General features: G+C 74.0%; 11 protein-coding genes, 1 tRNA gene and 1 other RNA gene. 8 read left to right on the forward strand and 5 right to left on the reverse strand.

Annotated features, from left to right (window positions below; genetic code table 11):
- Positions 1-77: 77 nt before the first annotated feature.
- Complete coding sequence (locus tag K377_RS34305; RefSeq protein WP_111667535.1) at positions 78-671, reverse strand: HhH-GPD-type base excision DNA repair protein; 594 nt, start codon at positions 669-671, stop codon at positions 78-80.
- Between the two features lie 64 nt (positions 672-735).
- On the opposite strand from K377_RS34305, the gene K377_RS34310 reads away from it, so the two are divergent.
- A complete protein-coding gene (locus K377_RS34310) occupies positions 736-3,357 on the forward strand; it encodes a GNAT family N-acetyltransferase (protein WP_111667536.1) in 2,622 nt (873 codons plus the stop codon).
- Between the two features lies 1 nt (position 3,358).
- Here the strand turns inward: K377_RS34310 and K377_RS34315 are convergent, their stop codons facing one another.
- On the reverse strand, positions 3,359-4,126 hold the full coding sequence (locus K377_RS34315) for a sulfite exporter TauE/SafE family protein (protein WP_111667537.1): 768 nt from the start codon (positions 4,124-4,126) through the stop codon (positions 3,359-3,361).
- A gap of 167 nt (positions 4,127-4,293) precedes the next feature.
- On the opposite strand from K377_RS34315, the gene K377_RS34320 reads away from it, so the two are divergent.
- Positions 4,294-5,211, forward strand: coding sequence for a LysR family transcriptional regulator (locus tag K377_RS34320; RefSeq protein ID WP_111667621.1), 918 nt, complete (start codon positions 4,294-4,296; stop codon positions 5,209-5,211).
- 42 nt (positions 5,212-5,253) lie between these two features.
- On the forward strand, positions 5,254-5,580 hold the full coding sequence (locus tag K377_RS34325) for a cupin (RefSeq protein WP_111667538.1): 327 nt from the start codon (positions 5,254-5,256) through the stop codon (positions 5,578-5,580).
- A 38-nt stretch (positions 5,581-5,618) separates the two neighbouring features.
- Here K377_RS34325 and K377_RS34330 read toward each other — a convergent pair whose 3' ends face one another.
- Positions 5,619-6,320 carry a hypothetical protein gene (locus tag K377_RS34330; protein ID WP_146614810.1) on the reverse strand — a complete coding sequence of 234 codons (702 nt, stop codon included), beginning with the start codon at positions 6,318-6,320 and terminating at the stop codon, positions 5,619-5,621.
- Between the two features lie 91 nt (positions 6,321-6,411).
- Here K377_RS34330 and K377_RS34335 point away from each other — a divergent pair, with 91 nt between their 5' ends.
- The gene (locus K377_RS34335; protein ID WP_111667540.1) at positions 6,412-6,954 is read left to right on the forward strand and encodes a hypothetical protein; all 543 of its coding nucleotides are present in this window, start codon (positions 6,412-6,414) and stop codon (positions 6,952-6,954) included.
- Here K377_RS34335 and K377_RS34340 read toward each other — a convergent pair.
- On the reverse strand, positions 6,882-7,415 hold the full coding sequence (locus tag K377_RS34340; RefSeq protein ID WP_181512716.1) for an HIT family protein: 534 nt from the start codon (positions 7,413-7,415) through the stop codon (positions 6,882-6,884). The genes K377_RS34335 and K377_RS34340 overlap by 73 nt on opposite strands.
- Before the next feature lie 176 nt (positions 7,416-7,591).
- Positions 7,592-7,676 (reverse strand) — tRNA-Ser (locus K377_RS34345).
- A gap of 72 nt (positions 7,677-7,748) precedes the next feature.
- On the opposite strand from K377_RS34345, the gene ffs reads away from it, so the two are divergent.
- The 4 genes from ffs (at position 7,749) to K377_RS34365 (ending at position 13,869) form a co-directional block, all read left to right on the forward strand.
- Positions 7,749-7,847, forward strand: an RNA gene (gene ffs / locus K377_RS34350) — signal recognition particle sRNA small type.
- Positions 7,848-7,901: 54 nt separating this feature from the next.
- On the forward strand, positions 7,902-10,046 hold the full coding sequence (locus K377_RS34355) for a DNA polymerase III subunit gamma and tau (RefSeq protein ID WP_111667541.1): 2,145 nt from the start codon (positions 7,902-7,904) through the stop codon (positions 10,044-10,046).
- 319 nt (positions 10,047-10,365) lie between these two features.
- On the forward strand, positions 10,366-11,625 hold the full coding sequence (gene purD, locus K377_RS34360) for a phosphoribosylamine--glycine ligase (RefSeq protein WP_111667542.1): 1,260 nt from the start codon (positions 10,366-10,368) through the stop codon (positions 11,623-11,625).
- Positions 11,626-11,955: 330 nt separating this feature from the next.
- Positions 11,956-13,869: a hypothetical protein gene (locus K377_RS34365; protein ID WP_161195108.1), complete on the forward strand. Its 1,914-nt coding sequence runs from the start codon at positions 11,956-11,958 to the stop codon at positions 13,867-13,869.

Here is a 13,869-nt window from a genome sequence, read left to right on the forward strand (position 1 = left end):
GGGTCGACTTGTCCCCCGGACGCGCCCGTGACGCAATCACCGGGCGCCCTTTTCCCCTCTCATGGGCTACGCGGAAGTCACGTCGCTGACGCCTTCGCGGCCTTCGCCGCCGCCTTCATCTCCTGCTTGTGCGCGCGCACCTTCGACAGGGACTCGGGCCCGGTGATGTCGGCGACCGAGCGGAACGACTCGGCCTCGCCGTAGGCACCGGCCGCCTCGCGCCACCCCGTGGGCCGCACGCCGAGCTGCTTGCCGAGCAGGGCGAGGAAGATCTGGGCCTTCTGCTTGCCGAAGCCGGGCAGCTCGACGAGGCGGGCGAGCAGCTCCTTGCCGGTGCCGACGCCGGTCCAGACGGCCGCGGCGTCACCGTCGTAGTGCTCGACGAGGTACTGGCACAGCTGCTGGATCCGCTTGGCCATCGAGCCGGGGTAGCGGTGCACGGCCGGCTTCTCGGAGAGCAGCGCGGCGAACGCCTCGGGGTCCCGGGCGGCGATCTCGTGGGCGTCGAGGTCGTCGGCGCCGAGCCGGTCGGCGATCGTGCGGGGCCCCGCGAAGGCCCACTCCATGGGCACCTGCTGGTCGAGGAGCATGCCCACCAGCGCGGCGAGCGGGCTGCGGCCGAGCAGTTCGTCGGCGGCGGGGTCCTGGGCGAGGTGGAGGGTGACGTCCATACGTCGATGATGGCCCACCTGAACGGAACCGACATGTGGGGATTAGGTTAGGCTCACCTAATAAATGTGCAAGTCGAGTGGGGGAACGGTGAACTTCGAGGTTTTCCGGGACGCGTGGGGGATTCCGCACCTGCGGGCGGGCGACGCGTCGGCGCTCGCGTACGGGCAGGGATACGTGACCGCCGCCGACCGCGGCTGGCAGATCGAGGTCGAGCGGCACCGGATGCTCGGCACCTCCGCCGGACCGCTCGGCGCGGGCGAGGCCGGCTGGGACGCCTTCGCGCGGCGGGCCCGGCTCGCGGACACCGCCCGGCGCTGCCACGACGCCCTCGACCCGGACACCCGCGCCTGGGTGGCCGCGTACGTCGAAGGGATCAACCAGGGCCTGCGCGAGCGGGGCGGCCAGGCCCCGGAGTTCGCCCGGACCGGCACGGTGCCGGGCCGCTGGGAGCCGTGGACGCCGCTCGGGGTGTGGCTCTCGACGCACGTACTGTTCGCCGGATTCCCCGGAAAGCTCTGGCGCGACGAGGTCGTACGGCGGCTCGGCGCGGACGCGGTGGAGCTGTTCGCGACCGACGGCCCCGGCACGCTCGGCAGCAACGGCTGGCTCGTCGACGCGGCCCGCACCGCGGACGGCGGCGCGCTGATCGCGGGCGACCCGCACCGGTACATCGAGGACCCGGGCGTCTACCAGCAGATCCGGCTCGCCTGCCCGGAGTTCGACGTGGTGGGCCTCGCCGTGCCGGGCGTCCCCGGTATCGGGCACTTCGGGCATGCGGGCGGTGTCGCCTGGGCCATCACCAACGCCATGGCCGACTACCAGGACCTGTACCGCGAGCGACTGCGGCGCACCGGCGACGGCGGTGTCGAGGCGCTGGGCCCCGACGGCTGGCGGCCCGCCCACGCCCACGTGGAAGAGGGCGTCGAGGTCGTCGAGACCGAGCGCGGTGTCGTCGTGATCGGCGGCCCGGACGAGGGCGAGGGCGTCAGCCTGCGCCAGCCCGCCCGCGTCTTCGGGAACCTCGGGTTCGCCACGCTGCCCGCCCTGCTGCGCGCCCGTACCGTCGCCGACGTGGACCGCGCCTTCGACGGCTGGGCCGAGCCGGTCAACGTCGTGATGGCCGCCGACACCGAGGGCGGCACGCTGCACCGCGTCGCGGGCACCGTGCCCCTGCGCGACCCGGAGAACCGGGTGCGGGTGGTGCCCGCGTGGGAGGAGCGGTACGCGTGGCGCGGCGTCCACGACCCGCTGCCCCGCGCCGAGGTCGACGGTGTCGCCGTGATGGCCAACGAGCGGTCGCTGGCCGCGCCGCTCGGCACCGAGTTCGCCCCGCCGCACCGCGCCCGCCGCATCGCCGAGCTGCTCGCCGACCGCCCGGTCTGGGCCGCCGGGGACATGGCCGTCGTGCACACCGACACCGAACTCGCCTCCGCCCGGCCCCTCCTCGGCCTCGTCGAGCGCCTCGACGACCTCTCCCCGGCCGCCGCCCGGCTGCGCGCGTCGCTCCTGAACTGGGACCGGCGCATGGCGGCGGGCAGCGTGCGCGCCGCCGCGTACGCGCGGGTGCGCTCCGCCGTCGTACGCCGGATCGCCGCCCACCCCTCCCTCGCGGACCTGACCGGCCTGGCCCCCGCCTACCCCGAGGTCTTCCGCCCCTGGCTCGGACTCGTGCCGCGCGTCGCCTACGGCCTGGAGAACCTGCTGACGGCCGCTCGACTCCCGTACGAGGACCGGCTCACCGCCGTCCGGGAGGCGGTCGAGGAGGTCGCGGGCGTGCCGGAGACGACCTGGGGCGAGCTGCACCGGCTCGCCGCCTGGCAGGCGCTGCCCGACCCCGGCGCCGAGCGGCCCGCCCTCGACGGCGACCACGACTGCGTCCTGTCCACGTCGAGCGTGCCCGGCCTCACCGACCTCGCCGCGCGCGGGCCCGCCGCCCGCTATGTGTGGGACCTCGCGCGGCGCGACAACAGCCGCTGGATCGTGCCGCACGGCGCGTCCGGCATCCCCGGCACACCCCACCACCGCGACCAGCTGCCGCTGTGGCTGCGCGGCGAACTCGCCCCGGTCGTCACCGACTTCGACCGGCTCACCCCCACCGAGGAGATCCCAGTGACCGACGTGTACGAGCGCGCCGTCGACGGCTTCGGCACCTTCCGGCTCGCGCCCGTCGACCCGTCCGGCGCCGACATCGACATCCTGCACGCCTGGGTGAGCGAGGAGCGCGCCACGTTCTGGGGGATGACCGGCCTGGCCCGCGACGACGTCCGCGACATCTACGCGCACATGGCCACGCTCGACACCCACCACGCGTTCCTGGTCCGCCTCGACGGGGTGCCGGTCGCGCTCTTCCAGACGTACGAGCCGGAGGCCGACCGGGTCAGCGAGTGCTATGAGGTGCAGGACGGGGACGTCGGCGCGCACCTGCTCGTCGGGCCGCCCGCCGGGGAGGCCGGCGCCCGCCACGGGTTCACCGGGGCGCTGGTCGACGTCCTCGTCTCGTACGCGCTCGACGGCCTCGGCAAGAAGCGGATCGTCGTCGAACCGGACGCCCGCAACGCCAAGGCGATCGCGCTGTTCGCCCGCTCCGGTTTCGAGCTCGTCGGCGAGATCGTGCTGCCGGAGGTGGACCTGCCCGAGGTGTACCTGCCGGAGAAGCGCGCGCAACTGGCGCTCCGTACGCGATAGTTCACGAGCGCACGATCAGCAGCACCGACGCCGAGACGCCGACCGTGACGATGACGGCCCGCAGCGCGGCCGGCGGCAGCCTGCGGCCCACGCGGGCGCCGAGCAGACCGCCCGCCGTGGAGCCCGCCGCGATCAGCCCCGCCACCGCCCAGTCGACGTCGGCGACCGCGATGAACACGACGGCGGCGATCCCGTTGACCAGGGACGCCAGCACGTTCTTCGCGGCGTTCAGGCGTTGCAGGTCGTCCCGGAGCACCGCCCCGAACATGCCCATGAGCAGAACGCCCTGGGCCGCCCCGAAGTAGCCGCCGTAGACGCCCGTACCGAGCACGCCGAGCCACATCGGCACCCCGCCGTCGGTACGGGCGGCCTCCTTCCGGTCCTGCCGCGCCTTCATCCAGCGGTTGAGCCGCGGCTGGACCAGCACGAGGACGCACGCGGTGAGGATCAGCACCGGCACGATCGCGCGGAACGCGGCGTCGGGCAGCCGCAGCAGGAGCAGCGCCCCGACGAGCCCGCCGAGCAGCGAGGCGGCACCGAACCGGATCAACCGCGCCCGCTGACCGCGCAGTTCACGCCGGTAGCCGTAGGCGCCGCTGAGCACCCCGGGCACGAGCCCCACATTGTTGGAGACGTTCGCGAGCACCGGCGGGTAACCGAAGGCGAGCAGGGTCGGGAACGTGATCAGGGTGCCGGAGCCGACCACCGCGTTCATGCCGCCCGCCGCGACCCCGGCGGCGCCGATCGCCACCGCTTCCACCACGTCCACCGTTTGCAGCTCCTCGCAGGTCAACGGGTCGGCACCCGCCCGGAGTTCGCGACCTCCGTGACGGGTTGCCGCCCTGGGCCGTCCCGCCGACGATCGTGCGCCGCCCGCCCGATGCAAGTCAATCCTCGGGTTTTCTTGCAGATGCCCAAGCTGTAGCTTTGATCGCCGTGACCCTCGACGACCTCCGCGTCTTCGTCGCCGTCTGCCGCGCGGGCAGTCTCAGCGCCGTCGCGCGCGATCTGTCCTGTACGCAGTCGGCCGTGAGCCAGCACGTGAAGCGGCTGGAGAAGGAGACCGGGATCGGCCTGCTCGAACGGCACGCCCGCGGGGTCGTGCCCACTCCGGCGGGCCGGATCCTGCGCGCCGCCGCGGCCGACGGGATCGGCGCCCTCGACGACGCGCTGCGCCGCCTGGACGACCTGGCGCGCGGGGCGAGCGGCTCGGTGCGGGTGACCACGGGTGCCACCTCGGTGCGGCACTTCATGGCCGAGGCGATCGTCGCCTACCGGCGCGGGCACCCGCAGATCAGCCTGGAGTTCCAGACGGTCAGCTCCAGCCGCAGCTGCTTCGAGGCGCTGGCCGCGCACGACCTGGACCTCGCCTGGATCACCATGGGACCGGCCGAGCGCGGCATCGAGCTGCGGCCGGTGGTCGAGCTGCCCTGGGTCCTCGCGGTGCAGGACCAGGACCCGCTGGCCGCGATGACCTCGGCCGGACCGGCCGAACTGGCCGACTCGGCGCAACTGATCCTGCCGCCCGAGCACTCCACGTCCCGCTCCCACCTCAACGACCGGTTCGCCGAACTGGGCATCGCGGACGCGGCCTCCGCGGGCACCGGCATCGCCGACTGGGACACCGCCGCCCACCTGGCGCAGCTCGGCCTCGGCCACGCCGTCGTCCCCGACCTGCCGGGCCTGCGCGGACCGGGCCACCCCGGGCTCGTCCTCGTCCCCGTCCCCTGTCTGCCCCCGCTCCAGGTCGGCTGGGCGGTGCGCCGCTGGGCCGCGCTCTCCCCGCCCGCGCGTGCCTTCGCGGACCTGGTGGAGGGCAGCTGCCCCGGCACCGCGGTCCGCCCGAACGGCTGACGCGCCCTCGCGCCCGGCGGTGCGCCCGGCGACCCTGAACCCATGACGACCACACACCACCTCGCCGCCCTCGCCGACGACCACCTGGCCGCCGCCCGCTCGGCCCCGCACGGCCGCAGCGCGGAACTGATCCTGCACGAGGACCAGTTGCGGCAGAGCGTCATCGCCCTGGTGGAGGGCAGCGCCCTGGAGGAACACAACGCCCCGCCCGCGGCCGCCCTCCAGATCCTCACCGGCCGCGTCCGCCTCACCGCCGTCTCGGGCGACGTGGAACTGGGAGCCGGCGACCTGCGCCCGATTCCGCAGGAGCGGCACGGGCTGGTGGCCCTGACCGACGCGGTGGTGCTGCTGACGGCGGTGACGGCCTGAGTCCCTGACCGAAGGCAGCCGGTTCCGGGAGAGCGCGGCTAGTCCGGGCAGGTCTCACGCAGTCCGTACGCCACCGGCTGCCACATCCCCTGGTCCACGCGCCCACTGAGGCGATCCGCCTCCGCACCGGCCAGGATCAGCTGTTCGGTGTCGAGACGAACGGCCGCGATGAACACCTCGCCCACATGACGGCAGAGAACGGAGCAGTCGTCGAACTCCCCGAGCGGTACGCCCGCGACGGCGGCGAGGTCCTGAAGCGTCCAGCCGATCGGCCCCGCCATGGCCTTGAGCTGCTGCAACCTGAGAGGGCGGCCATGCAGCATGCAGAGGACCGTGGATGTGGACAGTCCGGTGAACGGCATGGTCAGTGCGGTGAGGCCACGGTTTCGCATGAGGCCATCGAGCGTCCGCGAGAACCGAGCCGTGGACGCCCCTGTCTCTTCCACTCGTTCCGGACCCGCAAGAGCAGAGACATGGTCCGTCTCGGGCAACGCGAGCACGAAGTCCCTGAGCGAGGCCAGGGCAGCGTGGTCGCAATGCGTTACGCGATAGCCGAAGCCCCTCATGGCCTCGCTGGACCGGCGCGGTGGCAGCAGACGGGTGGGAACCTCGTGCCCCGCGACCACGAGCACATCGGCTGTGAGCATGCCGAGATCGGCGGCGAGCACGCACAGGTCGGCCGGGGCAGAGTCGCGGCCGTCGACCGCCAGCCCCCTCAGAACATCAGCGCGCTCAGCCATCCCGCCCTCCCCGAGCGGCACCGTAGCGCGCGTGACCACGGGTCGCGATACTCGCTCGACCCGGTGCGCCGGGCGCCGCAGGATGGGGCGTATGAGCCTGCCGACCACCGTCACGCACCGGATGGAGTTCCTGCACCACCCCCACCCCGGCTTCCCGCACCTCACGGCCTGGGGCATCCGGATCGACGGCACCGACCTCCGCGTCCTGGTCGCGGAGGCGACGCGCGCGCTCTGGGGCCAGGAGCTCGACGAGGACGACGACACCCCGCAGGAGCGCGAGGAGTTCCTGCTGGGGCAGCACGCCCCGCTGTACCTGGACGGAGACACCGACGGCGCCCGGGCCCGAGCACACTTCCTGGGCGACGCCCCACCGGAACTCCGCCACAGCGCCACGGGTGCCCTGTGCCTCATGGACTGCCCGTGCGGGGTCCCCGCGTGCCGGCCCCTGCTCGCCGAGATCCGCACCACCGCGACGGAGGTCGTCTGGTCCGGCTTCCGCCGGCCCGAGCGACCGGAGTGGGGCGAACTCCCCCTGGGCCCCTACGTCTTCCCGCGCCCGGCCTACGACGAGAGCCTGGCCGCACCGACATTGCTCGACTGCGATCCCTTGGCCCCGCTGCTGGGTGAGGTGTAGCCCGGGACGTCCGAAAGCTCGGTCCGGAGACGCGCGCACACCTCTTCGACCGCCGCCGCGCTCGGCACCCGGTTGGCTTGCGACATCGCCAGTTGCAGGACCGGCCCGTACGCGTCGTGCTCGGTCATGTCGTCCCGGCACGCGGGCTGCACCACGAAGTGCAGGTGGCCGGGGACCGCGTCAGCGTGGGACCACAGGCAGACGTAGACCTGTTCCGGGTTCATCGTGGCGTGCACCGCCGCGCTCGTTCGCTGCAACAGGGGCCCGAGCTCCGCGGATTCATCGGCGGTCAGGCCCGCTGCATGAACGACGTGCCTGACCGGCATGACCGCGAGCGTGCCGAGGCCCAGCGGCCCCTTCGAATGCTGCACGACCCACTGTGCCGTCCTCAGAAGCGTTCCACCTGGGACCGGCTCCACGCCCTCAATGAACCTGCACGCCGCGCACTCCGCGTCTGTCATCGCTCGCCCCTCCCCACGGCGGCCGGAACCGGGAGCGCCGCTGCCCGAGCCGCTTCGGGGCGCGGGCTTACGAGACCCTCCCCCGCATGGCGCACGTCACACCCTCGCGACCGCCCCGACCGAGCCGGACAACGACGAAGGCCCGGACCGAGTGATCGGTCCGGGCCTTCTGCCGGCGGAGGATACGAGATTCGAACTCGTGAGGGGTTGCCCCCAACACGCTTTCCAAGCGTGCGCCCTAGGCCTCTAGGCGAATCCTCCGCGGCAAACAATACAAGACGTTGAGGAGTGCTCGCGAACTCGTTCCCACCCGGCCGGAGCATGTACTCTTGGCGCAGCCCCTCACGTGGCGCTATCTGACTGAACTCCCCCAGGGCCGGAAGGCAGCAAGGGTAGGTCGGCTCTGGCGGGTGCGTGGGGGGCGCTTGCGTTCCCCGGGTCGTGGGGCGGGGCCGGTTGTCGGTGGGCGCCTATAACCTCGTATGCGTGTCGTCTCTCGCGCTGTACCGCCGTTATCGCCCGGAGTCGTTCGCCGAGGTCATCGGGCAGGAGCATGTCACCGACCCGTTGCAGCAGGCGCTGCGGAACAACCGGGTCAATCACGCGTACCTGTTCTCAGGTCCGCGTGGCTGTGGCAAGACGACCAGCGCGCGCATCCTGGCCCGCTGTCTGAACTGCGAGCAGGGCCCGACCCCGACGCCGTGCGGGGAGTGCCAGAGCTGCCAGGACCTCGCGAGGAACGGGCCGGGCTCGATCGACGTCATCGAGATCGACGCCGCGTCGCACGGTGGTGTGGACGACGCCCGTGACCTGCGCGAGAAGGCGTTCTTCGGACCGGCGAGCAGCCGCTACAAGATCTACATCATCGACGAGGCCCACATGGTCACCTCGGCGGGGTTCAACGCCCTGCTGAAGGTCGTCGAGGAGCCGCCGGAGCACCTCAAGTTCATCTTCGCGACGACGGAGCCCGAGAAGGTCATCGGGACGATCCGGTCGCGCACGCACCACTACCCGTTCCGGCTCGTCCCGCCGGGCACCCTGCGCGAGTACCTCGGCGAGGTGTGCGGCAAGGAGGACATCCCCGTCGCGGACGGTGTGCTTCCGCTCGTCGTGCGGGCCGGTGCGGGCTCCGTGCGTGACTCCATGTCCGTCATGGACCAGCTCCTCGCCGGCGCCGGCGAGGAAGGTGTGACGTACGCCATGGCGACCGGCCTGCTCGGCTACACGGAGGCGTCGCTGCTCGACTCCGTCGTCGAGGCCTTCGCCACCGGCGACGGCGCGGCCGCCTTCGAGGTCGTGGACCGGATCATCGAGGGGGGCAACGACCCGCGCCGGTTCGTCTCCGACCTCCTTGAGCGGCTGCGCGACCTGGTGATCCTTGCCGCGGTGCCGGACGCCGCAGAGAAGGGTCTGATCGACGCCCCGGCCGATGTCGTGGAGCGGATGCAGGCGCAGGCGAGCACGTTCGGCGCCGCCGAGCTGAGCCGCGCCGCCGACCTGGTCAACGAGGGCCTGACCGAGATGCGCGGGGCCAACGCGCCGCGCCTCCAGCTCGAGCTGATCTGCGCCCGCGTCCTGCTGCCCGCCGCGTACGACGACGAGCGCTCCGTCATGGCACGCCTCGACCGCATCGAGCGCGGCGGCGTCTTCACCCCGGGCGGGCAGGGGCCCGGTCCGGCGATGGCGTACGTTCCCGGTCCCGATGCCCACGCCGTGGCTCCCGCGGCGCCGGTCCCGCCCGGCGGTGGCCCGGCGGCGGCCCGGGCGGCGGCGCGCGGTGAGGCTCCGGCCCCGACGGCTCCGGCTCCGGCACCTGCCCCGGTCCAGGCCCCCGTACAGGCGCAGGCTCCGGCACCGGCGGCGCCCCCCGCTCCGGCTCCCGTTCCCGAGGCCGCCCAGGCCCCGGGCGCCTGGCCCACCGCGGCGCCCGCCGGAGGAGGCCGCAGGCCCGGTGGCTGGCCCACCGCGGCGGCCGCCGGCACCGGCCAGCAGCCCGCGCCCGCCCCGTCGGCGGAGCCTGCCGCCCCGGCCCCCGCGCCCATGGCGGCCGCCCCGGCCGGCGGCCCGGACCCGCGCACTCTCTGGCCGAACATCCTGGAGGCGGTCAAGAACAAGCGCCGCTTCACCTGGATGCTGATCAGCCAGAACGCCCAGGTGACGGGCTTCGACGGCACCACGCTCCAGCTCGGGTTCGTGAACGCGGGCGCGCGTGACCGTTTCGCGAGCAGCGGCGGCGAAGAGGTCCTGAAGGCGGCCCTGTCCGAGCAGTTCCACGTCCAGTGGAAGATCGACGCGGTCGTCGACGCCTCGGGCGGCGGCGCTCCCGCACCCATGGGCGGTGGCGGCTACGGCGGCGGTGCCGCGGGTGGCGGCTACACGCCTGCCCCGCCGACCCCGCAGCCCGCCGCGCCCCAGCCCGCCGCCGCACCGTCCCCCACCCCGCCCCCGGCTCCGGCCCCGTCGGCCCCTGCCCCGACGCCGCCCCCGGCACCGGTCCGCCGACCGGTCTCGGTGGAGGACGACACCCCGGAGGACGACGACCCGGACCTCGACGAGAACGCCCTCTCGGGCCACGACCTGATCGTCCGCGAACTGGGCGCGACGGTGCTGGACGAATTCACCAACGAGTAGCCGCCCCCAGAAGCCGCGCAAGCGGCTCTCGGGGGCACGGGAAACGGCGCGAGAAGTCCCCCGGGCGGTCGGCCGACGAACGACCCAGGGGCGCGGGGAACGGCGCGAGCAACCACCCACCGGCGGTCGGCCGACGAACGACCCAGGGCCGCGGGGAACTGCGCGAGAAGCCCCACCACCCGCCGCCCGACGAACAACCCGGCAACCCCCACCACCCGCAGCCGACGCCCCACCCCCTGGAGAAACCCACAAACCCCGCCCCACCTCACCGTGGGACGCCCCTACAAGATGCCCGCCGCACGCCGGATAGGCTGACGGCGTGAAGGTCCTCGTCATCGGCAGCGGCGCCCGCGAACACGCCCTGTGCCGCTCAATGTCCCTCGACCCCGACGTCTCCGCCCTGCACTGCGCCCCCGGCAACGCAGGCATCGCCGAGGTCGCCGAGCTGCACGCGGTCGACGCCCTCGACGGTGCGGCGGTCGCCGCCCTCGCCAAGAACCTGGAGGCCGACCTCGTCGTCGTAGGCCCCGAAGCCCCCCTGGTGGCAGGCGTCGCGGACGCCGTGCGGGCCGCCGGCATCCCGGTCTTCGGACCGTCCGGCGAGGCCGCCCAGCTGGAAGGCTCCAAGGCGTTCGCCAAGGACGTCATGGCCGGCGCGGGCGTACCCACGGCCCGCTCGTACGTCTGCACGACCCCGGCCGAGATCGACGAGGCGCTGGACGCGTTCGGCGCCCCGTACGTCGTGAAGGACGACGGCCTCGCGGCCGGCAAGGGCGTCGTGGTGACCGACGACGTCGACGCGGCGCGCGCCCACGCGAACGCCTGCGAGCGCGTCGTCATCGAGGAGTTCCTCGACGGCCCCGAGGTCTCGCTCTTCGCGATCACCGACGGCGAGACGGTCGTCCCGCTCCAGCCCGCCCAGGACTTCAAGCGGGCCCTGGACGGCGACGCGGGCCCGAACACCGGCGGCATGGGCGCGTACTCGCCGCTGCCGTGGGCCGACCCGAAGCTGGTGCAGGAGGTGCTCGACACCGTCCTCCAGCCGACCGTGGACGAGATGAAGCGGCGCGGCACGCCCTTCTCCGGCCTGCTCTACGCCGGTCTGGCGATCACGAGCCGGGGCATCCGCGTCATCGAGTTCAACGCGCGCTTCGGCGACCCGGAGACCCAGGTCGTCCTGGCCCGTCTGACGACCCCGCTGACCGGCGTCCTGCTCGCGGCGGCGAACGGCACCCTCGCCGACCTGGAGCCGCTGCGCTGGAGCGACGACGCTGCCGTCACCGTCGTCATCGCCTCGCACAACTACCCCGGCACCCCGCGCACCGGCGACCCGATCACCGGGCTCGACGAGGTGGCCGCGCAGGATGCCCCGTCCGCGTACGTCCTGCACGCCGGGACCAAGCGCGACGGCGAGAACGGGCCGGTCCTGAGCGCGGGCGGCCGTGTGCTCTCCGTCACAGCGACGGGCGGCGATCTCACGCAGGCCCGCGAGCGCGCGTACGCCGCCGTGTCCCGCATCGGCCTCGACGGCTCCCAGCACCGCACGGACATCGCCGCGAAGGCGGCGGCCGAGAGCTGACCGCGACCACGCGAAGATCGTGCCGCCGGGCGGGAGTCACCTTCTCCCGCCCGGCGCCTTCATGTCAGCCACCTTTGCCCAAAGCCATTCCATCGGGTGACCGCTCGCCCATCCGGCTGACGATGCGCCGGAGCCCAACTAGGGTGCGGCGCACGGAGTTCCGGCACCCGTGCGGCCCGGAGAGAACCAGACGGACCACCGGCATTGCGATGTCAGTGACGGGTGCCACAGTGGGGGAGTGAGCAACGCCACCAGTGTTCTGCCGCGGGCCTCGGCCCCCGGCCGGACAAAAGGCAGAGGCAGCAGGGGGTGACATCGGTCGTGTCCGGTATGGGTGCGGAGGTGGGTGTGCGCGCGGCGCGCTCCCGGGCTCTCGCCGTGCTGCGCATCCGCGGCAGGGCGACGGCGCTCGCCCTGCTGCCCGCGGCCGCCTCCGTGGTGCTGCTCGCGGGCGGCGCCACCGGGCATCTGACGGGCGGGAGTTGGGACGTCGCCCGGATCGTGGTCTCCGCGGTCGCGGTGGTCGTGCTGCTCGCCGCGGCCTGCGTCGCGCTCGTTGTCGCGCGGGCCCGCCCGGCGGTCAGCCCGACCGTGCCGATCGCCGAGGACACCGCCCCCGATCTGTACCGCCTGGTGCGCGACCTGGCCGACCGGCTCGACGTCCCGGCGCCGTCGGCGATAGCGCTCACCCCGGACTGCGACAGCTGGCTGGAGGACCGCACGCACCCCGCGCACGGCCCGCCCCGCGGCCGCCGCGAGACACCCGCGGACCCGGCGCAGGGGACCGCTCCCGCCGCCCCTGTCCTGGTGATCGGCTCCCCGTTCCTGTGGTGGATGCGCGTGGGCGAGCTGCGCGCCGTCCTCGCCCCGGTCGTCGCCGGTACGGGGCCGAGCGCCCACCCCGACATAGCCGCCGCCCGGCGCTTCGTGCGCGGCCTGGACGCCGCCGTGGCGGTCGCCGCCGCACCGGACCGCGGGCCGCTCGCCCGGAGCGTGCTGAGCGGCGTCGGCTGGGTCGCCCGGCAGATGCTGAGCGGCTGCCGGATCCACGCCGCCGAGATGGAGCGCGGGGTCGCCGCGGCCGCCGCCGAGCGTGCACAGGCTGTGGACTACGGCCTGCGGATCGTCGCCCAGGAGCAGGTCGGACTCGCGTACGCGGGCTGGGACCGGCTCCTCACCCGGGTCGCGCTGCCCGCCTGGCGGATGGGCCGCTGGCCTTCCCGGCTGGACGCGGGCGTCGTCGCCGCGCTGACGGAGCTCTCCCGCCGCGACCGCCTGGCCGCGCAGAACGGGACCTTCGCGTCCCGGCTCGGCGAGCGCCCCGCCTGCGATCTGCTGGAGGAGCCCGGCACCGTCGACGAAGCGGCCTCGCTGCTCGCCGCCCGCCTCTTCCACGGCGGGCCCGCCGAATCCGGCCCGGACTGGGCGCCGGTGGACTGGCAGGAGTACCCGGACGAGGTCGTGGACCGCAAGTGGCGCACGGACGCGGCCCGTCTGCACCGGGTCCTCGACACCCTCGGCGTGGACAGCCGGACCGCCCCCGCCGCAGCCCCCGAGGGCCCGACCCTGGCCCGCATCCTCGACCACCTCGCGACGCCCGCGGACCCGAGCGCGATTTCTGCCTGCACGGACACCGACCCCGAGCCCCTGACCACCGGCCAGGACCTCGAACACGGTCGCAGCGCAGGCCAGGGCCCCGGCCCGACCCCCGGCCCCGACCAGTACCTCGACGAGGATCCCGACCAGGACGCAGACCAGGACGCAGACCAGGACCCCGACCGGGACCTCGGTCTCCCCCGGGACCTCGATCTCGACCTGGACCCGGACCTCGACGCCACCCCCCGCCCCGAGGTGGAGTCCCTCTCGGCGGGCCTCACCGCCGAGCTGGCCCGCGAGGAGCAGGAGCGCCCGGCCCCGCCGGTCGCCGCGGCCGGACAGGGCCCGGACGGCGCGCTGTGGGACGAGGGCGCCCTGCCGCTCTTCCCGCTCCAGCCCCCGCGCACCGGCCGCGAGCTGCTGGCCGACCACGTCACCGCGATGGTCTGCTGCGCCGCCGTGGACACCGCCGGCGCGACCCCCGGCCTGGACTGGCTGGACGGCCCGTCGCTGCTCGTCGGCGGCGAGCGGGCGGCCGATCTCGCGCCCCGCGTGCTGAGCCTGGTGGAGGACGGCGACCCCGAGCCGCTGAAGGGCTGGCTGACCCGCCTCGGTATCCGGCCGGAGAAGCCCGTACGTCTGGTATGA

This window comes from Streptomyces sp. PsTaAH-137, assembly GCF_003259365.1.
Classification (GTDB): Bacteria; Actinomycetota; Actinomycetes; order Streptomycetales; family Streptomycetaceae; genus Streptomyces.